The sequence below is a fragment of the Photobacterium toruni genome, assembly GCF_024529955.1.
Lineage (GTDB): Bacteria > Pseudomonadota > Gammaproteobacteria > Enterobacterales > Vibrionaceae > Photobacterium > Photobacterium toruni.
The window spans coordinates 1,813,342-1,837,076 of sequence record NZ_AP024854.1 but is presented as its reverse complement, the minus strand read 5'-3'; the positions used below and the strand labels follow the sequence as shown (position 1 = coordinate 1,837,076).

At 38.6% G+C, this 23,735-nt stretch carries 21 protein-coding genes; 15 read left to right on the top strand and 6 right to left on the bottom strand.

Annotated features, from left to right (window positions below; translation table 11 throughout):
* Positions 1-115: 115 nt before the first annotated feature.
* From lolC to OC457_RS08740, 4 genes are all read left to right on the top strand, one after another.
* Entirely contained in the window at positions 116-1,324 is a 1,209-nt protein-coding gene (gene lolC / locus OC457_RS08755) for a lipoprotein-releasing ABC transporter permease subunit LolC (RefSeq protein WP_080173208.1), read from the top strand.
* Positions 1,317-2,006, top strand: coding sequence for a lipoprotein-releasing ABC transporter ATP-binding protein LolD (gene lolD / locus OC457_RS08750; RefSeq protein ID WP_080173209.1), 690 nt, complete (start codon positions 1,317-1,319; stop codon positions 2,004-2,006). The genes lolC and lolD overlap by 8 nt, the downstream gene beginning before the upstream one ends.
* On the top strand, positions 2,006-3,250 hold the full coding sequence (gene lolE, locus OC457_RS08745) for a lipoprotein-releasing ABC transporter permease subunit LolE (protein WP_080173210.1): 1,245 nt from the start codon (positions 2,006-2,008) through the stop codon (positions 3,248-3,250). The genes lolD and lolE overlap by 1 nt, the downstream gene beginning before the upstream one ends.
* 582 nt (positions 3,251-3,832) lie before the next feature.
* Positions 3,833-4,384: an outer membrane beta-barrel protein gene (locus OC457_RS08740; RefSeq protein WP_080173212.1), complete on the top strand. Its 552-nt coding sequence runs from the start codon at positions 3,833-3,835 to the stop codon at positions 4,382-4,384.
* 81 nt (positions 4,385-4,465) lie between these two features.
* On the opposite strand, the gene OC457_RS08735 is transcribed toward OC457_RS08740, so the two are convergent.
* The 4 genes from OC457_RS08735 to OC457_RS08720 form a co-directional block, all read right to left on the bottom strand.
* Complete coding sequence (locus OC457_RS08735) at positions 4,466-5,131, bottom strand: DedA family protein (RefSeq protein WP_080173213.1); 666 nt, start codon at positions 5,129-5,131, stop codon at positions 4,466-4,468.
* Positions 5,124-5,546, bottom strand: coding sequence for a hypothetical protein (locus OC457_RS08730; protein WP_080173214.1), 423 nt, complete (start codon positions 5,544-5,546; stop codon positions 5,124-5,126). Before OC457_RS08730 ends, OC457_RS08735 begins: the two co-directional genes overlap by 8 nt.
* A 188-nt stretch (positions 5,547-5,734) precedes the next feature.
* On the bottom strand, positions 5,735-6,292 hold the full coding sequence (locus OC457_RS08725; protein ID WP_080173215.1) for an HdeD family acid-resistance protein: 558 nt from the start codon (positions 6,290-6,292) through the stop codon (positions 5,735-5,737).
* A gap of 301 nt (positions 6,293-6,593) precedes the next feature.
* Positions 6,594-7,118 carry a DUF2062 domain-containing protein gene (locus OC457_RS08720; RefSeq protein ID WP_080173216.1) on the bottom strand — a complete coding sequence of 175 codons (525 nt, stop codon included), beginning with the start codon at positions 7,116-7,118 and terminating at the stop codon, positions 6,594-6,596.
* Positions 7,119-7,146: 28 nt separating this feature from the next.
* On the opposite strand from OC457_RS08720, the gene OC457_RS08715 reads away from it, so the two are divergent.
* From OC457_RS08715 to kdsB, 5 genes are all read left to right on the top strand, one after another.
* Complete coding sequence (locus tag OC457_RS08715) at positions 7,147-9,444, top strand: DNA internalization-related competence protein ComEC/Rec2 (RefSeq protein WP_080173217.1); 2,298 nt, start codon at positions 7,147-7,149, stop codon at positions 9,442-9,444.
* Positions 9,445-9,582: 138 nt separating this feature from the next.
* Positions 9,583-11,340 carry a lipid A ABC transporter ATP-binding protein/permease MsbA gene (msbA, locus tag OC457_RS08710; protein WP_080173218.1) on the top strand — a complete coding sequence of 586 codons (1,758 nt, stop codon included), beginning with the start codon at positions 9,583-9,585 and terminating at the stop codon, positions 11,338-11,340.
* 2 nt (positions 11,341-11,342) lie between these two features.
* Entirely contained in the window at positions 11,343-12,377 is a 1,035-nt protein-coding gene (lpxK, locus tag OC457_RS08705) for a tetraacyldisaccharide 4'-kinase (protein WP_080173219.1), read from the top strand.
* A complete protein-coding gene (locus tag OC457_RS08700; RefSeq protein ID WP_036795220.1) occupies positions 12,358-12,537 on the top strand; it encodes a Trm112 family protein in 180 nt (59 codons plus the stop codon). The genes lpxK and OC457_RS08700 overlap by 20 nt, the downstream gene beginning before the upstream one ends.
* Positions 12,537-13,283: a 3-deoxy-manno-octulosonate cytidylyltransferase gene (gene kdsB / locus OC457_RS08695; RefSeq protein ID WP_080173220.1), complete on the top strand. Its 747-nt coding sequence runs from the start codon at positions 12,537-12,539 to the stop codon at positions 13,281-13,283. The genes OC457_RS08700 and kdsB overlap by 1 nt, the downstream gene beginning before the upstream one ends.
* 89 nt (positions 13,284-13,372) lie before the next feature.
* On the opposite strand, the gene OC457_RS08690 is transcribed toward kdsB, so the two are convergent.
* Both OC457_RS08690 and elyC read right to left on the bottom strand, forming a co-directional pair.
* Positions 13,373-13,609 carry an RNA recognition motif domain-containing protein gene (locus OC457_RS08690; RefSeq protein ID WP_080173221.1) on the bottom strand — a complete coding sequence of 79 codons (237 nt, stop codon included), beginning with the start codon at positions 13,607-13,609 and terminating at the stop codon, positions 13,373-13,375.
* A gap of 212 nt (positions 13,610-13,821) precedes the next feature.
* Positions 13,822-14,628, bottom strand: coding sequence for an envelope biogenesis factor ElyC (elyC, locus tag OC457_RS08685; protein WP_080173222.1), 807 nt, complete (start codon positions 14,626-14,628; stop codon positions 13,822-13,824).
* A 119-nt stretch (positions 14,629-14,747) separates the two neighbouring features.
* Here elyC and cmoM point away from each other — a divergent pair, with 119 nt between their 5' ends.
* The 6 genes from cmoM (at position 14,748) to torC (ending at position 23,711) form a co-directional block, all read left to right on the top strand.
* A complete protein-coding gene (cmoM, locus tag OC457_RS08680; protein ID WP_080173223.1) occupies positions 14,748-15,581 on the top strand; it encodes a tRNA uridine 5-oxyacetic acid(34) methyltransferase CmoM in 834 nt (277 codons plus the stop codon).
* Positions 15,578-16,900 carry a chromosome partition protein MukF gene (gene mukF / locus OC457_RS08675; RefSeq protein WP_080173224.1) on the top strand — a complete coding sequence of 441 codons (1,323 nt, stop codon included), beginning with the start codon at positions 15,578-15,580 and terminating at the stop codon, positions 16,898-16,900. Before cmoM ends, mukF begins: the two co-directional genes overlap by 4 nt.
* Entirely contained in the window at positions 16,881-17,627 is a 747-nt protein-coding gene (gene mukE / locus OC457_RS08670) for a chromosome partition protein MukE (protein WP_080173225.1), read from the top strand. Before mukF ends, mukE begins: the two co-directional genes overlap by 20 nt.
* Positions 17,627-22,087: a chromosome partition protein MukB gene (gene mukB / locus OC457_RS08665; RefSeq protein WP_080173226.1), complete on the top strand. Its 4,461-nt coding sequence runs from the start codon at positions 17,627-17,629 to the stop codon at positions 22,085-22,087. Before mukE ends, mukB begins: the two co-directional genes overlap by 1 nt.
* 231 nt (positions 22,088-22,318) lie before the next feature.
* Positions 22,319-22,489, top strand: coding sequence for a periplasmic nitrate reductase, NapE protein (locus tag OC457_RS08660; RefSeq protein ID WP_080173227.1), 171 nt, complete (start codon positions 22,319-22,321; stop codon positions 22,487-22,489).
* Positions 22,490-22,526: 37 nt separating this feature from the next.
* Positions 22,527-23,711, top strand: coding sequence for a pentaheme c-type cytochrome TorC (gene torC / locus OC457_RS08655; RefSeq protein ID WP_080173228.1), 1,185 nt, complete (start codon positions 22,527-22,529; stop codon positions 23,709-23,711).
* Positions 23,712-23,735 lie beyond the last annotated feature (24 nt).

Sequence of the window (23,735 nt, the reverse complement as noted above, 5' to 3'; positions counted from 1 at the left end):
TAAAGTGATTATCTTTACCCTCTGTTTTTACATTACATTTACCTTGCTTGATGGTAAACAGTGCCGTTAACGCGTATTCTTGAGTTATTAAATAAAGGAGTGGTTTTTTAAGCCTATGTTTCATCCTGTATCTTTTTTTATTGGTTTACGCTACTTACGTGGACGTTCTGGTGATCGTTTTAGTCGTTTTGTTTCTTACATGTCAACCGCGGGCATCACTGTAGGGGTGATGGCATTAATTACAGTAATGTCCGTCATGAATGGTTTTGAACAACAACTCAAAGATCGAATTTTAGGTGTGTTACCCCAAGCAATTATTACTAATACTGATGGTCGAGTGCCACTTTCAGAGCATGTGCCGAGTGTTTTAAAACAATTACCACATGTAACTAAAGTGACAGCTATCACCCGTGGTGAAACGATTATTCAGAGTGCGAATTCATTAGCTGCTGGCATGATGATAGGTATTGAACCTAACCAATATGATCCTATTGCTGATCATCTGATGGTTGGGTCATTGAAAACTCTTCAACCAGGTAGTTTTAATGTCATTATTGGTCAAGCACTTGCTGTTGAATTAGATGTTCAGCCAGGCGATAAAATTCGCTTAATGGTAACAAGCGCAAGTCAATTTACACCATTAGGACGCTTACCTAGTCAGCGTAATTTCACCGTATCTGGTATTTATGATACTGGTTCCGATGTTGATAAGCAGTTGGTATTTACTAACATCTCTGATGCGGGTCGGTTATTGCATTATAAATTGGATCAAATGTCAGGCTGGCGTTTATACCTTAACGATCCTTTTGCGGTAACGGAATTAGCAAAAATACCATTACCTAATGATTGGAAATGGTCAGATTGGCGTGAACAGCGTGGTGAGTTGTTTCAAGCAGTGAAAATGGAAAAAAATATGATGGGGCTGATGCTAGGGCTTATCATTGGTGTTGCGGCGTTTAATATTATTTCTGCGCTAATAATGGTGGTAATGGAAAAGCAAGCTGAAGTCGCAATCTTAAAAACACAAGGGATGACTCACCGTCAGGTATTGATGTTATTTATGGTACAAGGTTCAAGTAGTGGTGTCATTGGCGCTCTACTTGGAGGTGTTTTTGGTGTAATAATCTCTTACTACCTAAACCCAATTATGGCATTTGTCGGGGTTAATCTTGCGGTTATTGGTGGTTCTCTTCCTGTAGATTTTGAACCAATGCAAATTTTGGCTGTTATTGTTGGCGCTATTATATTGAGCTTATTAGCGACTATTTTCCCATCTTATCGTGCGGCAGCTGTCCGTCCTGCTGAGGCTCTTCGTTATGAATAATCCATTATTATCTTGTAATCAATTATGTAAAACTTATCAAGAGGGTCAGTTACAAACTGAAGTATTGAAGCAGGTTAATATTGATATTGCTGATCATGAGCTGGTGGCAATTGTTGGTTCTTCTGGCTCAGGTAAGAGTACGTTGTTGCATATTCTTGGTTCATTAGATGAACCCACTAATGGCGAAGTGTTTTTCAAAGGACAGCGGTTAGATACATTAAACTCCAATAAACAAGCAAAAATTCGTAATCAAGATATTGGCTTTGTATATCAATTTCACCATTTATTGGCTGATTTTACAGCGACTGAAAATGTAGCAATGCCGTTATTAATTGGTGGGGTTGCGATTAGTGAAGCTCGAACTCGTGCTCAAGATATGTTAGAGATGGTGGGGTTAAACCATCGGTTTGATCATCGTCCATCTGAACTGAGTGGGGGAGAGCGTCAACGAGTTGCCATTGCTCGTGCTTTAGTGAATAACCCTGCAATTGTATTGGCAGATGAACCAACGGGTAATTTAGATCATCAAACAGCATTAGATATTTATGATCTAATGCGTAAGCTTAATATTGAATCAGGTACAGCATTTCTAGTTGTGACCCATGACATGCAATTAGCATCAAAACTTGATCGTTGTATGTTTATGCAAGATGGCATTTTAGCAGAGGTTAAGGATAAGTAATGTTTCGTCCGTTATCTCTTTATATAGGCAGTCGTTTTAATCGTTCTAAAAAACGAAATCGAATGGTGTCGTTTATCTCTTTGTCTTCAATGCTCGGTATTGCTGTCGGTGTCGCAGTGATCATTATTGGTTTGTCAGCCATGAATGGTTTTGAGCGTGAGTTACAAACTCGAGTACTTTCTGTTATTCCTCAAGGTGAATTACAAGCTGTAGAACCACCGTTGAAAAATTGGAAACCTTTATTAAAGCAAGTAGAACAGCATCCTGATATTACTGCTGCTGCACCTTATGTTGAATTTACGGCGTTGCTTGAAAGAGGCGATAAACTTAAAGCTGTTGCTGTTCGTGGGGTAGACCCAAAAGAACAACTTAAAGTCAGTGAATTGCCACGCTATGTTAAAAATAATGCATGGGCTACTTTTACTGCGGGTAAACGTGAGGTTATTTTAGGGCAAGGTGTTGCGACTAAACTTCAGTTAAAAGTTGGTGATTGGATCACAGCAATGATTCCCAACACTGATCCTCAAATGAAATTAAGAGCTCCCAAGCGTATTCGGTTACAAGTTGTTGGTTTGCTCGCATTAGGGGGGCAAATTGATCATAGTTTAGCAATTGTTCCATTAAAAGATGCACAGCAATATTTAGATATGGGAGAGGGCGTCTCTGGTATCGAAATGAATGTTGATAATGTACTTAATGCCCAACAAATCGTTAAAGAAGTGGGTGATACATTACCTGTTTATGTTTATCTTAAAAGTTGGACACAAAAATACGGTTATTTATACCGCGATATTCAAATGGTACGTACCATTATGTATTTAGTGATGGTACTGGTAATTGGTGTTGCATGTTTTAATATTGTCTCAACACTAATGATGGCTGTAAAAGATCGTGCTGCTGATATTGCTATTTTACGCACTATGGGAGCGACTGATCGACTGATTAAATCTATCTTTGTTTGGCATGGCGTATTGTCTGGTGTACTTGGCAGCATTATTGGTTCGTTATTTGGTTCATTAATTGCGGTTAACTTGACGCATATTGTTCGAGTAATAGAGAAAATCATAGGGCATAGATTCTTGTCAGGAGATATTTATTTTGTGGATTTTCTTCCAACACAATTAGCATGGCACGATGTTGTGATTGTTACTACGACTGCGGTAGTATTGAGTTTAATTGCAACATGGTATCCGGCAACTCGAGCAAGTCGATTGCAACCCGCTCGAGTATTGAGTGCTAAGTAATAGAAATAATTAATTGTTGTTCTGCTATTTGGGAAGCGGAGTATTATGATACTCCGCTTTTTAATAGAATAATAAAAGCGCTAATGGCGAAAGATGTTAGTTATTGACTCATTTTTAAGAATAAGTTCATTTTTAGAGGATAAATAAAAATAAAAATAGAATAAATCCATGCTCATTTCGAATGAAATATGATTTATTTGGTTACTATATGACCGTAAAAGTGATATTTATGGCTTTTTTTAAATTGTTTTTTTTTATGCTTACAGTTTTTGTTTTGTTTTTTTTTGATAAATACGCAGCTAAAAAGAGACACATCCCAGTATTGATGCTGTTTGATGTTTATTTGAAATCTTTAAGAGTAATTTATCTGGCATATAAATTACGAACACTGTTCTTTTTTGTGAATTTATATTGTTTAATTTAACAGAGGCATTTTTACGTGATAATTTATTATCACTTAATACAAAGATGTTGTTGTCGTTATTAGAAAGGATTCATTCTTTTTATAGATGTAACCATTATTTTATAATAGACAGCTATACTTATTTGTTAATAAATAAAACAAAACAATTAGGATTTAACATGAAAAAGAATGCACTAGGTTTATTAGTCGCTTTTGCTGTAATGGCGCCTGTTGCTGCACAAGCAGCGGTTCAACTTCCAGCTGGTACACAAGAGATTGGTGTTCAAGGTAATGCTAAACTAGGTAGCGGTTGGGATCTAAACTTAAACGGTTCTTACGGTAAATTTATTAAAGACAACTGGGAGCTAGGTGGTACTGCTACTATTGCTGCTAAAGATGAAAATGATGCAATCAGCGGTAAACTAGGTGTATTCACTGAGTACAACTTTGTTAATACTACTAACTGGGTTCCTTACGTTGGTGCAGCAACTGAGCTTGCAGCTCTAAGCTACAACGAAAAGACTGGTACTGATGGCAATGTTGGTAAAGATGGTGATTCTTGGGCACTAAACATTAAACTAGCAGCTGGTGTTAAGTACTTCATCAACCCTAACGTTGCTCTAAGTGCAGAAGTTAACTACAACATCGCAACTGACGATATTGAGTTCTCTGGCAACAAAGCTAAAGACAGCCTAACAAACATCGTATTCGGTACTCGCTTCTACTTCTAAGTTTAAGCCCGTATACAGATAATAAAAAACCCGCTAACTATTAGCGGGTTTTTTTATAGCTATTAAATCTTTAGTTGTTGATTAAGCTATTTTGTTTTTTTTGATACGCTTTACAAACCAACTACTAAAGAGACTAATAATAGCAATACCTAAAGTAACAAAAGGTGCAACCATTAATACCATTGTGGTTACACGAGCAACATTTTCAGGTAGCAGCGTTAATAAATAACCGAGACCGGTTAATAGCAGTACCCAAGCTGTTGCACTTAGCCAAGCAAATCGAAAGAAATGTGCCTGGTTCTTAATTCTAAATCCCATCATTAAAGGTAATAATGGGCGTACAACGGGAATAAATCTTGCTGCAAATAATGCCACAATACCATGTCTAATTAGTAGCTTATCTACAGTTTGCATTCGATGTGGTGGAACCATATCAACCCATCGTTTTACTTTAGGTAAATGGTCAAGCCATCGACCTTGTAAATAAGCTAACCAACTACCAATTGCAGAAGCGACAATCAATAAAAATACAATTAGTTTAAAGTCAATAATACCCATGGCACCTAGAGTGCCCGCTAAAATAACAATGCTGTCACAAGGTAGTGGAGCAGCAGGTAGAAATGCACTTTCCAGCCAAATAACAAAGGTGACACAAAAATAGATCATTACAATACTTTCAGGGTTTTGTAATGCTGCAAAATCTTGTTGCCATAGTGCTGAAAAAATAGATACAAATGAATCAAGCATCTATGTAGTCCTTGTAGTCAGAGTCATAATTAAAGTAAATGTCGCGGAAATTGAGATACAGTAATTGCCGACGACTATGGGTAAAACGGTATTGAAAGTTAGCAAGAAAAAGATGTGAATACCGTTGATGTTTAGAATAATGACTTGTTATTTGGTGCGCTTGTCTAGCAACATTATTATCACAATATAGCGCTGGAACAAAATTCTTATTATCTATTTTTGATAATTGTCGTATTGTCTGATTATTATTCGATAAAATAATGACATTATCGTTCCAGTCATCTTGAATGTTCGTAATGCTGAAAGGTGATGCTTTATGTAAAGTATACTGGGTGAGTGTTACAGGAACAACCATGCTCGTTGAGCTTATTAGCCAAACGTTTAGCAGTAAACTAAATAGAGTCAGGTAACCCATCAATAGTATCGCCCAAGTATAAAAAACACACTTTTACTGAAATTTATAACTAAAGGCAATGTTTTTATAAGAAATTATGATGAAAATGATTTGTCGATTATGTTTTTTTGTTGATTACTTTTTGATTTATAAAGAAAAAGCTTCAGTAGTTAACTGAAGCCTTTGTCATTATTATTAGTGGATAATCTTTATTTAAGAAGGGCTTTTTTCATTTGTGAGCCAATGAAAATAAAACTAATACCTTCAAATATTAATGAAACCCCAACAAAAATACCTAATAGTGACATTGAGAATTCTGGGTTATGCATTAAATTAAAGAAATAGATACCAATTGCTGTTGATAATAAACCACTAAAGACAATCCAACGCCAGCCTGCAAGGTGCTCTCGACTGCTAAAGCCAAACATCATTCGTGTTATACCATTAAATACCATTGTAGCAATCATCAGTACGGTAATGGTAACTAAGCCAATAAATGGCTGTCCTAAAATGAATAATCCACCAATGAGATAAAATAGCGCACTAATGACATACCAAATTTTAGTTTTCCATTGTGGAATACTAAAGGTGTGGTAGACCTGTACTAAACCAATGACTAAGAAGATCACACCAATAATTGTTGTGATTGTCATACCTGCCGCGACAGGTAAACTAATTGCAAAAATACCGGCTAAAGTAACAATTACACCAACGATAACAAACCATTTCCAACCTTTTGTAAGTAGATTTTTTACTGGGTTTTCCATTTTATTTCCCTTTAATAAAATTAGTAGTGCATATTAAATTTTTGTAAGTTACTGCTATTTAAGGCTGTATTCTATTTTTAAATAGTAGACTGAACAATAACAATTACTAGGAATTAAGTGCAACTAATTAGCAATATAAGTTTTTGCTGTCGTTATAAGAAAAATAAATGTGCGTTAGGTCTAATAATTGTGAGAGTTGAATATATGGAAGCTTAAATGATGGAGGTGGTTTCTCAAAAAAATGTAAGTTAACAATAAAACTCCATGCTTACAGAGTTTTATTGTTATAACAAAACAACGTTTAACGCGTTTTAGGAATACGGAATTTACGTCGATTCCAACTACGTACTACGGAATAGCGCCATAGCCATCGAATCCCAAAATAGCCGATAGATGCACTCAAAACACTGCAGATAAAACAACCCAATAAGAACGGTGGACCGATTTGGCTCATCTGATTTAAAAGGAAATCCCATGTTAACTCAAAGTGGAAACCAACATCAGGACTATGCAGTACCCAAGCACCTAGTTTATAAGCACCATAAAACAGCACCGGCATTGTGACGGGGTTACTTACCCACACTAGTGCGACGGATAACGGTAAATTTACGCCAAACATAATAGCAAGACCTGCAGCCATTAACATTTGACTTGGAAGTGGAACAAAAGCCATAAACAACCCAACCGCAAATGCACCAGACGCTGAACGACGGTTTAAACACCATAAGTTAGGGTTATAAAGTAGATTGCCAAATATCTTTAACGCTTTTTGGCGTTTAATTACTTCATGGCTAGGCAAAAATTTTTTAATAAAATGTCTTGGCATAATCTTTTTTTTGACTGGCTAAGGCCATATGGTTCAAATATTTATAGCAAGTATTAGCGGCTATCTGTCGTTACATTTATTCAACACATTACCACCATATTGGTGTTTACTATTAATAATAGTTTTTGGTGCCATTATGTTTATGGTGTACCGAAGCGTTATTTTTATTTGCTTTTCACTTGCTATATTCTGGGCTGTTTTTGATGCTAATCAATATATTAACAATATTGATAGTATCCCAATAAACAGTTTTAATACTACCATAGATGTAAGCATTAGTACGCTTTTTAATGAAAATATACCCTCTGAGAATTTTGAGGCGAAAGTGCTAAATTTACATTCGCCAAATGTTGATTTTGTATCGCCATTGCACTTAATGGTTTTTTGGAAAGACGCGCCAATATTAAAACAAGGACAAATATGGCGTTTACCTGTTAGGTTGAGTCGTATTGTTGGGCGTGTGAATCAAGCCGGTTTTGATCGAGAGCAACATGCATTAAGTCGTAGTCTTCATGGGCGTGCTGTGGTTATTAGCGGCGATAAGTTACCAATGCGATTATCTTCTTCAGTATCTTTTCGCCAAAAATGGTTAGATAACGTAACTCCTTTATTAAAGAGCCTGCGCTATCAAAGCTATTTAACAGCTTTAACATTTGGTTTAAGAGATGGGCTTGAAACTCAAGATTGGATTGATTTACGTGATAGTGGATTAGCGCACTTATTAGCAATTTCAGGGCTACATATTGGACTTGCAATGTTAATCGGGTGGTGGCTTGGTTATCTTTTACGATTATGCTTACCACAAACGGTTTACTGGTTATGGTTACCTTTACTTTTAGGGCTGTTATTTGCTTTTGGGTATGCATGGTTAGCGGGTTTTAGTTTACCGACAATTCGAGCATTATTAATGTGTTTAATCGTTGGAGTATTACGTATCACGGCGATTTATTGGCGACCTTGGCAAATATTATTAGTTACGTTAGGTTTATGTTTGTTTTGGGACCCTTTTGTCAGTTATAGCGCTGGATTTTGGTTGTCATTCAGTGCGGTTATTATTTTTTTAGTTATGTTTATCATTGAAAACTCACCGACCATGATCACGTTATCTTGGCAACAACGATGGTATCAACGCATAAAGTCTTTATTCAAGGTGCAGGGATATTTATTATTGTTAATGCTACCCATTCAGTGGTGGTGGTTTGGTGGCTTTTCTCTTGCTGCACCATTTACTAATTTAATTGCGGTCCCTTGGGTTAGTTTTGTAACTGTTCCTTTTGTTTTGATGGGTGTAATAACCGTATGGTGGCCATGGTTATCGTCACTATTTTGGTTATTGGCCGATTTCTCATTAATACCTATTTTAAATATTGCGGCATGGAGTAATGGTGCATGGATGATGTTACCTGCATCAATGACATTATTATTGGTAGTCATTGCAATGATTACTGTTGTATGGCCATTATTACCATTGAAGTATTTTTGTTGGTTTTATATCAGTATTATTTTTATTGTGTTTAGTTTGTGGTGGGAGAGTCGAAATAATAACCAACCACAATGGACGATGACTGTATTAGATGTTGGGCATGGATTAGCAATATTAATAGAAAAGCAACAACAGGTTTTTATTTATGATACTGGTAATGCTTGGGAAGAAAAGAGTGTTGCACAGTCTGTCATTGAACCCGTATTAGCTCATAAAGGAATAACGCAGGTTGATGGGCTCATTTTGAGTCATGCTGATAATGATCATGCTGGCGGTAGTGATTATCTTATACAACGTTATCAACCACCGAATAAATACAGTAGCGATCAACGCCATGGTTTTTCTGCTTGTATTATGGGGCAACGATGGCAATGGCAGGGACTTGAGTTTTCAGTTAAATGGCCACCAAGAATGATGCCACGCGCAATGAATTCAGATTCTTGTGTTATTCATATTCAAGCGGTAGGTGGCAGTGGTCCAAGTGTATTATTAACTGGAGATATTGATGCAAAATCTGAGCTTGTGATGTTAATGCAAACTCAGGATTGGCAGGCTGATATTATGGTTGTGCCACACCATGGTAGCAGTACTTCTTCAACACAAACTTTACTTGATGCGGTTCAACCATCATTAGCTGTGGTATCAATTGGCTACTTTAATCCTTGGGGATTACCATCAGCGGCGATTAAACAGCGTTACCAAGCCAATAATATAGATTGGATTAGTACTCAAGATAGTGGCCAAGTATCCGTAACAATGCTTGAGAATAACTATAGCGTTAAACAACAACGTTATCATTATTCTCAAGCATGGTATCGACCTAATTGGTTAGCCAAAGAGTAAAATGGCAATAACTGATTGTTCAATGTTGTTTTTATGAGCATAAAAAGCAGTTTAAGAAAAAAGGATTGTGGACAAATTTGGTTGATAGCAATCTTAAGGGTAGAATAGCGGCATTGTATTTTATCAAAATTGGCATTCATGACGCAATTAACAGAAAAATCGACCAAAGATACTTATAAAAGACTGTGGCCTTATATCAAGATCTATAAAGCGGGCATTATTGTCGCTGTTATTGCGCTGATCATAAATGCGGCAGGTGATACCTTAATGCTATCAATGATCAAACCATTACTTGATAAAAGTTTTGGTGGTTTTGATAGCATGGATTCGGGTTTTCTTGCCATGATGCCAATTTATCTTGTTGGCTTAATGATCATGCGTGGCGCGAGTGGCTTTGTATCAACCTACTGTTTATCTTGGGTATCTGGTAACGTCGTAATGAATCTTCGTCGCCAACTATTCCAGCACTTTATGAAAATGCCCGTTGCGTTTTTTGATAAAGAAGCATCCGGTGCACTATTGTCACGCATTACTTATGACTCAGAACAAGTAGCTTCTGCGACCAGTAGTGCTTTGGTGAGTATTGTGCGTGAAGGGGCATCGATTATTGGCTTAATGGTATTAATGTTTTGGAATAGTTGGCAGCTATCCGCGATTTTGATTGTTATCGCCCCCGTTGTTGCTATTAGCATTAGTATTGTTTCAAAACGATTCCGTAAAATCTCACGTAGTATGCAAGATGCGATGGGTTCAGTAACCTCATCAGCAGAGCAAATGCTAAAAGGGCATAAAGTTGTATTAAGTTATGGTGGTCAAGATGTTGAGAAGGAACGTTTTGATTATGTAAGTAATTTAATGCGCCGCCAATCGATGAAGTTAGTATCAGCGCAGGCGATAGCTAACCCGATTATTCAAATTATTGCTTCAATTGCATTAGTTGTAGTACTGATTTTAGCTAACACGCCATCATTACGAGAAACATTAACACCGGGTACCTTTGCGGTAGTATTTGGTGCGATGTTTGGCTTGATGCGTCCATTAAAATCGTTAACCAATGTGACTTCTCAGTTTCAGCGTGGTATGGCTGCATGTCATACATTGTTTGATTTGATGGATCTAGAAACTGAAAAAGATAACGGCAAGCATGAAGTTGAGCGTGTTAACGGTGATGTATCTGTCAAGGATGTCACTTTTACTTACCCAACAAAAGATACGCCAGCATTACGTAATGTTAGCTTTGAACTTCCTGCCGGTAAAACAGTGGCGCTTGTGGGGCGCTCAGGCTCTGGTAAGAGTACCATTGCTAACTTATTGACCCGTTTCTATGATATCGACTCCGGTGACTTACGCTTAGATAATGTTGATCTTCAAGATTATACTTTATCAAACCTACGTTCTCAGGTTGCGGTAGTATCGCAAAGTGTGCATTTATTTAATGACACTATTGCTAATAATATCGCTTATGCTAGCGGTGAAACATATACTCGCGCTGATATTGAACGAGTGGCAGAGCTTGCTTATGCGATGGACTTTATTAAAGACATGGAGCACGGATTAGATACTGTTATTGGTGAAAATGGTGTGAGCTTATCTGGTGGTCAACGTCAGCGACTTGCTATTGCTCGTGCATTATTACGTAATGCACCAGTGCTGGTACTTGATGAAGCAACATCGGCATTAGATACCGAATCTGAACGTGCCATTCAACGTGCATTAGATGAGTTGCAAAAAAATCGTACTGTATTAGTGATTGCTCACCGTTTATCAACAATTGAAAAAGCCGATCAGATTCTAGTGGTTGATGATGGCGAGATTATTGAACGTGGCACTCATGGTGAATTAATTAGCCATAATGGTGCTTATGCGCAACTTCATCGTATTCAATTTGGTGATTAATCGTGGCCTCATTGATTGAAGCTATTTGGTATCAGCCCGTGCTAAGAGGAAAAGCGCGGGTTGTTTATTTACTGTTATGGCCATTATTGTGGCCGCTTAGTTTGCTGTTTGGTATGTTAAGTCAGCGCAAACGACAGCAATATCAGAATGGTAAAAAAACAGCCTATCGAGCGCCTGTTCCTGTTGTGATTGTTGGTAATATTACCGCTGGTGGTAATGGCAAAACACCCGTTGTAGTGTGGTTAGTCGAACAGTTATTAGCACAAGGATTAAAACCAGGTGTAGTTTCACGTGGTTATGGCGGTAAAGCGCCTTATTATCCTTATTTCGTTGAAAGTGATACTAATACGGATATTGCTGGTGATGAACCGGTGTTAATTCGTCGTCGTACAGGGGTTCCTGTTGCGGTAGCGCCTGTTCGAAGCGATGCGGTAAAGTTGCTGTTAAAACACCATGTTGATGTCATTATCACTGATGATGGTCTTCAGCATTATGCCCTTGCACGAGACATTGAGTTAGTCGTGATTGATGGTCAGCGCCGATTTGGTAATCAGCATTTATTGCCATTAGGACCACTACGTGAATCATGTCAGCGGCTTAATGAGGTTGATTTTTTGATTTGTAATGGTGGACAGGCACATACTAACGAAGCAGCAATGCATTTAGCACCATCAGAATTAATTAATATTAAGACTGGCGAACGTTGTGCTGTAACGTCTTTATCATCAGTGGTCGCAATGGCAGGTATTGGTCATCCACCACGATTTTTTGCAACATTAAATGCGTTAGGAGTAAAGCCTGTTGTATGCCAGCCTTTTGCTGATCATCAACCTTTTACTCATCAAATATTGTTAGATTTAGCCCAACAAGGGCAACATTTAGTGATGACTGAAAAAGATGCGGTAAAATGTTACCTATTTGCTGAGGATAATTGGTGGTATCTGCCAGTCGATGCAGTTATCTCTGAGCCACAAGCATCAGCCATAATTAAACAGATTATAGAGGTTAAGGAAAAGTATGGATCACCGTCTGCTTGAAATCGTTGCTTGCCCTGTATGTAAAGGTAAGTTGAATTTCGATAAAGAAAATAATGAATTAGTGTGTAAGTTTGATCGTCTTGCTTATCCTATCGATGACGGTATTCCTGTTCTACTTGATTCAGAAGCACGTACATTAAGCTCTGACGAGGTTAAGTAATGGCATTTACTGTTATTATTCCTGCACGTTATCAATCAACCCGTTTACCCGGTAAACCGTTAGCTGATATTGCAGGTAAACCAATGGTGCAATGGGTTTACGAACAAGCATGTAAATCAGGGGCAGATCAGGTTATTGTTGCGACTGATGATCAGCGTATTGTTGATGTTGTCCAAGGTTTTGGTGGTGAAGTCTGTTTAACACGCACCGATCATCAATCAGGCACCGAGCGGTTGGCTGAAGTTGTTGAAAAATACCAGTTAGCTGATGATCATATCGTCGTTAATGTTCAAGGTGATGAGCCACTTATTCCTGATACGATAATTCGTCAAGTAGCCGATAATATTGCAAATTTTAATGCCCCGATGGCAACATTAGCGGTAGAGATTGATCATCATGATGAAATCTTTAATCCTAATGCTGTAAAAGTTGTAACGGATAAAGACGGTTACGCATTGTATTTTAGCCGCGCTGCTATTCCTTGGGATCGTGATAATTTTGCACAGCAACCACGCATTGTTCATCATAATCTACTGCGACATATTGGAATTTATGCCTACCGTGCAGGGTTTATTAATACTTACATTAATTGGCAGCCAAGCCCACTTGAACATATTGAATCATTAGAGCAACTTCGCGTGCTTTGGTATGGTGAGAAAATTCATGTTGATGTTGCGATTGATGCGCCACCAGCAGGGGTTGATACGTTAGAAGATTTAGAAAAAGTACGACAGTTAGTTAGCTAGCAAAACCGTTAGCTAATGAACATCATCTTAATAATAAAAAAACCGAGTATTATGTACTCGGTTTTTTTATAGGGAATTAATGACTGTAATTACTCAGCAATTTTCACACGGATACGGCTTTTATCAACCATCATTTCATGAAGTGCTTTCATTGCGCGAGTTGCTTGTTCATCATCAGCCATTTCAACAAATGCAAATCCTTTTGATTTACCTGTTTTTTCGTCTAATACAAGGTTACAAGCACTAATTTTGCCAAACTCTTCAAACATTTTATGAATTTGAACTTCAGTTGTGCTGCGAGAAAGGTTACGGATTAAAAGTTTCATGAATAAGATTCTTTATTAAGTAATAAGTGATTATTTTATCATGAAATACAATAAAGCATATTGAGATTAGAATGAAATAGTAAGATAAAATCATACTAGAGCAGCATGAGATTAATAATTATGCAGAAAGTATGATCAATTAAAAAAGCCAGATCTATACAGGTATAGTCTCTGGCTTGAAATAAATTAGCTAAAACATGATATTAAATAAACTATAAAGTCTCAGGTTTTACTTTTTCTGCTTGTTGATGTTCAATTTTTGGGTTTAATAGTTTGCTGGTAATACGCTGCCATAATTGACCTAAACGCTCATGTTCAACAATTTCCATCTGAGTAAGAAATCTTGAATCAGGGACAAAATCACGCATTTGATTACTGGCCCTAAAGTTTGTTGGTGCAGCAATAGGCTGTAATCCTGCTTGATGAAAATAATAAAGTGCGCGTGACATTTGACTTGCAGATGTAACTAAGATCATCTTTTTATTTTTTACAACATTGGCCGCTTGGTAGGCTTCTTCTTTGGTGTCTTTCGTTGATTCAAATAATAGGATATCTCGTTTATCAACCCCTAACGCGATAGCTAAATGTGCCATTAAACGAGCATGACTAATACCATGAGAATTAAGACCACCATAGCCGGATAAAATGAGTTTTGCTCCAGGATACAAACGGAAAATACGGATCCCTTCAACTAAGCGTGTAACTGCTGTTGGTGATAATTCTGAGGTAATAGGAAATGTTTTATCGATAACTTGACCGCTACCTAATACCATTACGTAGCTGACAGGTTGAGTGGTACTGACAAAAGCGGCGTTTTCTTGTTCTAGTGGCCGTAATAATGCTGTTGTAAACGGCTGGAATGAACATAAGAAAATACCAATTAGCGAGATACTCACTAAGATAGAGGCTAATTTTTTTCGGCGGGTAAACCACAGTAAACATAAACCGAAACCACCAACTAATAATAGAAAGGGCAGCGGCATCAGTAGCGCAGATATGATTTTTTTAAGTATAAACATAATATGTCGTCCGAAATTTCAGCAGTTGAGCCCTAAAATCGATCACAAGCCTTTATTCCTTTACCGCTTGTGAGAAAATAAGCCATATTCTAGCATCGCTATCATAACGTAAATGAGCCATGGAAAAAGACCGAAATTTTGACGATTTAGCGAAAAAATTCGCTGATAATATTTATGGCACAGCGAAAGGTCAAATACGACAAGTTGTTGTTTGGCAAGATATTGAATATATATTGCAGGAATTAGATGGTGTATCGCCATTACAAGTATTAGATGCTGGTGGCGGTATTGGGCAAATATCTCAAAAAATAGCGGCGCTTGGGCATCAAGTGACGTTATGTGATCTATCTAGCGAAATGCTGACATTAGCAGCACAAGAAATTGCTAAAAATGGCTTAGTTGATCAATATCGGCTAGTGCATTCACCAATTCAAGAAATTAGTGAGCATATAGCAGCCCCCGTTGATTTAATTCTCTTTCATGCAGTGATGGAATGGTTGGTTGATCCAATTGCAACATTAACGGGTCTATTAGAAAACGTGAAACCGGGGGGCGTTATCTCGGTAATGTTTTATAACTATAATGGATTACTGTTTAAAAATCTGATTTGTGGCAATTTAACCCATATTGAACAGGGTATGCCACATCGGAAACGGTTTAAACTACAACCTCAGCAAGGTATCAAACCTGATGAGGTATATCAGTGTCTAACTGAAGCGGGTTTTGACATAATGGGTAAAACCGGCGTACGCACATTCCATGACTATATGCATCATGACCGAATGGGCGATTACAGTTTCGAACAAGTTCTTGATATGGAGCAAAAGCTTTGTCGTCAGGAACCTTTTTTGTCATTAGGTCGTTATATCCATGTGTATGCGCGTAAGCCTCTCACTGATGTGACATCAACAGTGATGACAAATTCAAATAATAGCAATAAGGACAAGGGATGAGTGAAGTTACCCAGACTGTTCCTGAGTTAGTAAATTGGGTCAAGAATAATGAGTTTGCCCTTAATTTACCGACAGAACGGCTGGCGTTCTTGTTAGCGATTGCTGTCTTAAGTGGTGATCGCTTTGATGAAGAATTAGGGGAAGGTGAATTGATTGATGCATTTCGCATTGTGAGCGATATGTTCAGTCAAACCAAGGAAACCCTAGCATTTCGTGCCAATAACGCCATAAATGAATTGGTAAGACAGCGGTTAATATCACGCTTTACCAGTGAGGTGACTGATGGCGCTAGTATTTATCGTTTAAGTCCATTAGCACTTGGTATTACCGATTATTATGTACGGCAACGTGAGTTTTCAACACTAAAACTATCTATTCAGTTAGCAATGGTGGCTGATGAAATCAATAAAGCAGCAACCGCAGCACAAGAAGACGGCGATGAAAAACATTGGCGTCAAAATGTACATGCAGTATTAAAATACTCAGTGGCTGAAATATTTGACCGTATTGATTTAAACCAACGTGCAATGGATGAGCAACAGCAGCAAGTTAAGCTCGATATCGCAGAGTTATTAAATCAAGATTGGCAGGCGGCTATCAGTAGCTGTGAAGCGCTACTTGATGAAACTTCATCAACGCTGCGTGAATTGCAAGATACGTTGCAAGCTGCAGGTGATCAACTTCAAAGTCAGCTACTTGCTATTCAAGAAGTGATTCAAGGACGCACTGATCTCGATTTTGTTGATGGTATGGTTTATATCCTGCAAATGAAGTTAGATCGCATTATCAGTTGGGGACAACAGACGATTGATTTGTGGATTGGCTATGACCGTCATGTGCATAAATTTATTCGTACAGCAATTGATATGGATAAAAATCGCGCCTTTAGTCAACGATTACGCCAATCAGTTACCGATTATTTTGATGCACCATGGCTACTGACATTTGCAGATGCTGAACGCTTACTTGATATGCGTGATGAAACCTTAATGTTACGTGATGATGAAGTAACAGGTATCGTCCCTGGTGAAATGGAATTTGAAGAACTTGATTTGGTTAACGATCTACTGGCTGAGAAAGTCGGTTTGATGTTACAAGCACATAAAGCAACAGGTGCTCCAATCAACTTAAGTGTTTTACTTAAAGATTATTTGGCACAACATCCGTATGCACAACATTTTGATTTAGCGCGGATTGTGATTGATCAGGCGGTAAGGATGGGGTATTCCGAAGCTGACTTCAATGCCATTCAACCTGATTGGAAAGCAATTAACGAATACGGAGCCAAGGTACAAGCCCATGTCATTGACAAATATTGAAGAATTTATGCCGGAAAAGTTGGCAAAAGCGATTGCTAATCCACTTTTCCCGACGCTAGATAACGCATTGCGTTCTGGCCGCCATGTTTCAAGTGAAGATTTAGATAGCCACGCTTACTTAATTGAGTTTGAGAAAGAATTAGCGATGTTTTACCGTCGTTATAATGCTGAATTAGTGCGTGCACCTGAAGGTTTTCTATACTTACGTCCACGTTCAACCTCATTGATTGGTCGTTCAGTATTATCTGAAATCGATATGCTGGTAGGTAAAGTATTGTGTTTTCTTTACCTTAGTCCTGAGCGATTAGCACACGAAGGTATCTTCACCAACCAAGAGCTATTTGATGAGCTATTAGTTTTAGCTGATGAACAAAAGTTAATGAAACTTGTCACCAACCGCGCATTAGGTTCGGATCTTGATCGTGAAAAGTTGTTTGATAAAGTAAAAACGTCATTACGTCGTTTACGTCGCTTAGGAATGCTTATTCCAATTGGTGAGAATGGTAAGTTCCGTATCAGTGAATCTGTGTTCCGCTTTGGTGCTGATGTACGTACTGGTGATGATGTCCGTGAAGCGCAGTTACGATTGATTCGTGACGGTGAAGCGGTGGTTCACCAGCAAGCGTCAAGTCAATCAAGTTTGCTTGATGATATTGACACTAACAATCAAGAAATGCTTGAAATGCAACAAGATGTAGAGCAAGCGGTACAGGAGAGTAGTATTTAATGGAACGCGGTAAGTATCAATCGCTCACCATGATCAACTGGAACGGCTTTTTTGCACGTACCTTTGATATTGATAATTTGGTGACAACGCTTTCAGGCGGTAACGGTGCAGGTAAATCTACCACAATGGCAGCGTTTATCACGACACTGATTCCAGACCAAAGCCTACTACACTTTCGTAATACCACTGAAGCGGGCAGTTCAAATGCTTCTCGTGACAAAGGTCTTCACGGTAAATTAAAACCAGGCGCCTGTTATGCGGCTCTTGATGTGGTTAACTCAAAGCAGCAGCGCATTATTTTTGCGGTTAAATTACAGCAAGTTGCTGGCCGCGATAAGAAAGTCGATATTAAGCCATTTTTGATTCAAGGCTTACCATCACACATTAAACCTGCCGAAATTTTAGTTGAAACGATTTCTGAAAATCAAGCTCGAGTTCGACAGCTTAACGATGTTAAAGATCTTGTTAGTCAGCACGAAGGGGTGCAGTTCAAAACATTTAACTCGGTAACTGATTACCATGTACAAATGTTTGAAATGGGCGTATTACCAAAGAAATTACGTAATAGCCAAGATCGTTCAAAGTTCTATCGTTTAATTGAAGCCTCGTTATATGGTGGTATTTCAAGTGCGATCACCCGTTCATTACGCGATTATTTATTACCGCATAATTCTGGGGTAAAAAAAGCCTTCCAAGATATGGAAGCCGCGTTACGTGAAAACCGTATGACATTAGAAGCGATCAAATTAACCCAAAGTGATCGTGATTTATTTAAGCATTTAATTTCAGAAGCAACCAATTATGTTGCAGCTGACTATATGCGTCATGCTAACGAACGCCAGCAGAAGCTAGAGCAAACACTACGTTTACGTGGTGAGTTAATGGGATCGCGTCAGACCCTTATTGATCAGCAATCATCGTTAAATAACATGAATGCCGAATTAGCTGAGCTAGCCGATCAAGAAAGTGCGTTAGAGCAAGATTATCAATCGGCATCTGATCACTTGCAATTGGTTCAAGCGGCTGTTCGTCAAGCCGAGAAAATCGCCCGCTATAAAGAAGATCTTGAAGAGCTAACAGAACGTCTTGAAGAGCAAGTGATGGTTGTTGAAGAGGCCGCTGAACAATTAGCGATAGCCGAAGAGCAATCACAACTAACCGAAGAAGAAGTTGATAGTTTAAAAACGCAGCTAGCTGATTATCAGCAAGCATTAGATATGCAGCAAACTCGTGCATTGCAGTACCAACAAGCGGTACAAGCATTAGAAAAAGCACGTGATTTGGCTGATGATCATCAAATGTTACCAGATCAAGCGCCACCGTTTCTTGTTCAACTGAAGCAACAGCAAGATACTCAAACGACGGCACTATTAGCGTTAAAACACAAACTGGATATGTCATCAGCTGCTGCTCAGCAGTTTGAAAAAGGCTTAGCCATTGTAACGACAATTGCGGGTGTAGTTGATCGTACTCAAGCGAGTGATAAAGCCCGTGAGTTAATTGAGCATGGTCGTCAACTTCGTTCAGTGTCTGAGCGCGGAGATCAACTTAAAGCGCAATATCGTGATTTAGAACGTAGTGTGCGTAGTCAACGTCAAGCAATTGAACTTGCTGAGACGTATGCTAAAAAGTTTGCAACCACCATTGATGGTGAGTTGGCGTTAGCTGAAGAACAAGCGCGCCATGAAGCAACGTTAGAAAGCTTAGAGCAAGATCAAGCTAGTTTAGTTGAACAGCGTAATGATATGCGCCATAACGAACAGGGACTTGCAAGACGTATTACTGCACTTGAAGCATCAGCCCCTGCGTGGATTGCAGCCTCAGATGCACTTGAAACGCTTGCCGATCAAGCGAATGCTGAATTAATTAACAGCCAAGCTGTAATGGATGCAATGCAAGCAACTCTTGATGATGAACGTCAAGTGTCAGCTAAGCGTGATCAACTTGCTCAACGTAAACAAACTTTAGAGCATGATATTGAGCATTTGGCACAACCTGGTGGCAGTGATAATTCAGGTCTACGTGCGTTGGCTGAAACCCTTGGCGGTACGATGTTATCTGAAATTTATGATGATATCACGCTTGCTGATGCGCCTTATTTCAGTGCGATGTATGGTCCATCTCGTCATGCTATTATCGTTCCTGATTTAAGTGGTATAAAAGAAAAGCTGATTGCACTTGATGATTGCCCTGATGATTTGTATATCATTGAAGGCGATGCAGATTCATTTGATGATAGCGGCTTTGACGTTGATGAGCTTGAGAATGCCGTATGTGTTCATTTAAATGATCGTCAATTACGTTATTCCCGCTTTCCTAAAGTGCCATTGTTTGGTCGAGCAGCCCGTGAACAACGATTAGAGTTTTTACGTGATGAGCGCGATCAAATAATAGAAGATCATGCAAAAGCGGCATTTGATTCACAAAAGCTACAACGCTTGTACCAAAGCTTTAATAGTTTTGTTGCAACCCATATGGCAATTGCATTCAATGCTGATCCTGAAGTTGAGTTGAAACAAGCTCGTGATCAGCGTAATCAGATCATGCGTCAGTTAGCAGAATCACAAGCACAAGAGCAGCAACAACGTAGTCAATTAGCTGCTGCACGTGAAGGTCTAAGCTTGCTGGGTAAATTAAATCCAGTTGTAGCATTACTTGAAGATGAAACCTTAACAGCACGTTTTGCTGAAGTTGAACAACAACTTGCACAAATGGATGAAGCGCGTAACTATCTTGATCGTTATGGTAAATCATTAGTTGAGCTTGAAGGTTTGGTCTCAGCACTTGATGCTGACCCTGAGCAATTTGATACGCTACAAGTAAATTACGAAGCTGCCGATCAACAACTGCAACAACTGAAAACGTTAATGTTTGCGGTTGCTGATTTAGCCGAGCGTCGTCATCACTTTAGCTATGCAGATTCTGTTGAGTTATTGAACAAGAGTTCAGAACTTAACGATCAGCTAAAATTGAAACTAGCGACAGCAGAGCAACAGCGTAATACAGCACGTGCTAGCTTGAAGCAATCGCGAGCACAAGCAAACCAATATAATCAGTTAATGGCATCGCTGAAGAGTTCTCATCAAGCGAAGAATGAAACGGTACTAGAGTTTGAACGTGAGCTGCAAGAGTTAGGTGTTCGTGCAGATGTTGAAGCAGAAGAGCGTGCATTAGTACGTCGTAATGAGCTTAATGAACGTCTACATAGTTCGCGTAATCGTCGTAGCACATTAGAAAAATCAACAACTTCTATTGAGCTTGAAATGAAAGGCTTAATGAAGCGTTTACGTAAAGTGGGTAAAGATTACCAAGACTTCCGTAAACTGGTTGTTAATGCTAAAGCTGGTTGGTGTGCGGTATTACGTCTTGCGCGTGAAAGTGATGTTGAGCGTCGTTTACATCGTCGTGAAATGGCGTACATGTCAGCTGATGAATTACGTTCATTATCAGATAAAGCATTAGGTGCATTGCGTCTGGCTGTGGCTGATAACGAAAACTTACGTGATGCATTACGTGCCTCAGAAGATGTGGCACGTCCTGAGCGTAAGGTATTGTTCTATATCGCCGTATATCAACATCTACGTGAGCGTATTCGTCACGATATTATTCGTACTGATGATCCCGTTGAAGCTATCGAAGAAATGGAAGCTGAACTTGGTCGTTTAACAGAAGAACTTACTGCACGTGAACAACGTTTAGCAATCAGTTCTGATTCAGTAGCGAATATTATTCGTAAAACAATTCAGCGTGAGCAAAATCGTATTCGAATGCTTAACCAAGGCTTACAGCATGTTGGTTTTGGACAGGTATGTGGCGTACGTCTTAACGTTAAAGTACGTGAAACGCATGAATCATTACTACTTGGATTACTTGATCAAAAAGATCAGCATAATGATTTATTTGGCAATAACCGTTTAACCTTCTCAGAAGCGATTGCGAAGTTATTCCAACGTTTAAATCCACACATTGATATGGGTCAGCGCTCACCACAAATTTTAGGTGAAGAGTTACTTGATTACCGTAACTACCTTGAGTTAAATATTGAAGTTAACCGTGGTACGGATGGTTGGCTGCAAGCTGAGTCAGGTGCATTATCAACGGGTGAAGCGATCGGTACAGGTCAAGCAATTCTATTGATGGTAATACAAAGCTGGGAAGAAGAATCTCGCCGTTTACGTGGTAAAGATATTATTCCTTGTCGTTTATTATTCCTTGATGAAGCCGCGCGTTTAGATGGTAAGTCTATTGCGACTTTATTTGAGCTATGTGAACGTTTAGATATGCAGCTATTAATTGCGGCCCCTGAAAATATCAGTCCTGAAAAAGGAACGACCTATAAATTAGTTCGTAAAATATTTAAAGACCGTGAGCATGTACACGTAGTGGGTTTACGTGGTTTTGGTGCTAAACCAAAAGTAGAAATGCCCGTGCAAGGAATATTAGATATTGAGCCTGTGTAAGCATTAAATATATCAAATAGTTATATTAATTACACTCATAAAGCCAGCAGAGATGCTGGCTTTTTTTATGGCTGTGATTTGTCTTAAATGCGGTTATTAATATAACTAATTTTCACTTAGACGTGAATGTCACTTATCATTGACTATAATTTCATCAATCCAATTGTCATTTGATTTTTATCATTTGATTAATGGTACATCGCTATCGTAATGATTACAGAGAGGTCATCCATGACTAATACTGAAATTACTGAGCAGGAAAGAAGTCGCTATGAATGGCGTACATTTCTATTCATCATTGTTTTACTGTTCCCTATTTTATCTGTCATGTTTGTAAGCGGATATGGCTTTTTTATTTGGGCGCTGCAAGTGTTTTTCCTTGGTCCTCCTGGCCACGGCTAAGCACTCGCCAACATTCAATAAAATGGGTAGGTAAATGATGAAGGCATCCTTGAAAAAAATTTGGATAACATTATGGCGTCCCGCAACCAAAATAAGCCTTGGCGTGCTTGCACTAGGTGGTTTTGTTGCCGGGGTTATATTTTGGGGGGGATTTAATACTGCCCTCGAAATGACTAATACTGAAAAATTTTGTATTAGCTGTCATTCCATGAGAGATACGGTTTATCCTGAATTAAAAGGTACTATTCACTGGGAAAATAGTGCAGGTGTCAGAGCTACATGCCCAGATTGTCATGTTCCTCATAATTGGAGTGACAAAATTGCCCGTAAGATGCAAGCCAGTAAAGAAGTATTTGGGGCTATTGTTGGCTCTATCGATACTCCAGAAAAATTTGAAGCAAAACGTTTAGAGCTTGCTCAACATGAGTGGAAGCGGTTTGCAGCGAATAAATCTCTTGAATGTAAAAGTTGTCATAGTTACAACAGCATGAAATGGGATGAAATGTCACCTCGTGCGCAAGCGCAAATGAAACAAGCAGCGGTTAAAGATCAAAGTTGTATTGATTGCCATAAAGGTATCGCACACCATCTTCCTTCTGATATGGCATCATCCGGCGGTATTGTATCTGAGCTTACAGCTGCATCGCAAAGTACCGATTACTCAAAAGATGATACGTACTACAGTATACAGTTCTTACCGCTATATGAAGATGAAGCTAAAACCAAAGATGGTGGTTCTTTAGAGCCGGCATCGGCAGTGAAAGTTGTCGATATTAAAGGTGATATGTTACAAATTGAGCTAAATGGCTGGCGTAAAGAAAAAGGCTTTGGTCGAGTTATTAATCAAGATTTCGGAATGAACATACCAACGGCAGCTCTGAGTAAAAATGCTGCCCAAAATTCTGATATTGTTAAAGGTTTTGAGCAAAAAGAAGATGATGTTACAGGGCTAAAATGGCAACAAGTAACGGCAACGCTGTGGGTTGAGAAAAAGAATTTTGTCAGTGATATCAACACGGTTTGGACTGCTGCAAAATCAGCATATAACACCAACTGTAGTGTTTGTCATACCCAACCAGCAGAGAACCATTTTGATGCAAATACGTGGCCGGGAATGTTTAATGGTATGCTCGCATTTGTGAATTTCGATACTGATAGTGAAGCTATTGTATTGAAATATTTGCAAAATCATTCGTCAGACTTTTCTAAAGCTGAACATTAATCAAACTAAAGGTTACTGAATATA

Excerpts from the sequence above, each read along its gene's own strand:
- OC457_RS08720 (WP_080173216.1), bottom strand. The coding sequence starts at position 7,118 with ATGCCAAGACATTTTATTAAAAAATTTTTGCCTAGCCATGAAGTAATT.
- OC457_RS08700 (WP_036795220.1), top strand. The coding sequence starts at position 12,358 with ATGGATCACCGTCTGCTTGAAATCGTTGCTTGCCCTGTATGTAAAGGT.
- lolC (WP_080173208.1), top strand. The coding sequence starts at position 116 with ATGTTTCATCCTGTATCTTTTTTTATTGGTTTACGCTACTTACGTGGA.
- OC457_RS08690 (WP_080173221.1), bottom strand. The coding sequence starts at position 13,609 with ATGAAACTTTTAATCCGTAACCTTTCTCGCAGCACAACTGAAGTTCAA.
- lolE (WP_080173210.1), top strand. The coding sequence starts at position 2,006 with ATGTTTCGTCCGTTATCTCTTTATATAGGCAGTCGTTTTAATCGTTCT.
- kdsB (WP_080173220.1), top strand. The coding sequence starts at position 12,537 with ATGGCATTTACTGTTATTATTCCTGCACGTTATCAATCAACCCGTTTA.
- OC457_RS08735 (WP_080173213.1), bottom strand. The coding sequence starts at position 5,131 with ATGCTTGATTCATTTGTATCTATTTTTTCAGCACTATGGCAACAAGAT.
- msbA (WP_080173218.1), top strand. The coding sequence starts at position 9,583 with ATGACGCAATTAACAGAAAAATCGACCAAAGATACTTATAAAAGACTG.
- cmoM (WP_080173223.1), top strand. The coding sequence starts at position 14,748 with ATGGAAAAAGACCGAAATTTTGACGATTTAGCGAAAAAATTCGCTGAT.
- OC457_RS08715 (WP_080173217.1), top strand. The coding sequence starts at position 7,147 with ATGGTTCAAATATTTATAGCAAGTATTAGCGGCTATCTGTCGTTACAT.
- mukB (WP_080173226.1), top strand. The coding sequence starts at position 17,627 with ATGGAACGCGGTAAGTATCAATCGCTCACCATGATCAACTGGAACGGC.
- OC457_RS08740 (WP_080173212.1), top strand. The coding sequence starts at position 3,833 with ATGAAAAAGAATGCACTAGGTTTATTAGTCGCTTTTGCTGTAATGGCG.
- mukE (WP_080173225.1), top strand. The coding sequence starts at position 16,881 with ATGTCATTGACAAATATTGAAGAATTTATGCCGGAAAAGTTGGCAAAA.
- elyC (WP_080173222.1), bottom strand. The coding sequence starts at position 14,628 with ATGTTTATACTTAAAAAAATCATATCTGCGCTACTGATGCCGCTGCCC.
- torC (WP_080173228.1), top strand. The coding sequence starts at position 22,527 with ATGAAGGCATCCTTGAAAAAAATTTGGATAACATTATGGCGTCCCGCA.
- OC457_RS08730 (WP_080173214.1), bottom strand. The coding sequence starts at position 5,546 with ATGGGTTACCTGACTCTATTTAGTTTACTGCTAAACGTTTGGCTAATA.
- OC457_RS08725 (WP_080173215.1), bottom strand. The coding sequence starts at position 6,292 with ATGGAAAACCCAGTAAAAAATCTACTTACAAAAGGTTGGAAATGGTTT.
- lolD (WP_080173209.1), top strand. The coding sequence starts at position 1,317 with ATGAATAATCCATTATTATCTTGTAATCAATTATGTAAAACTTATCAA.
- mukF (WP_080173224.1), top strand. The coding sequence starts at position 15,578 with ATGAGTGAAGTTACCCAGACTGTTCCTGAGTTAGTAAATTGGGTCAAG.
- OC457_RS08660 (WP_080173227.1), top strand. The coding sequence starts at position 22,319 with ATGACTAATACTGAAATTACTGAGCAGGAAAGAAGTCGCTATGAATGG.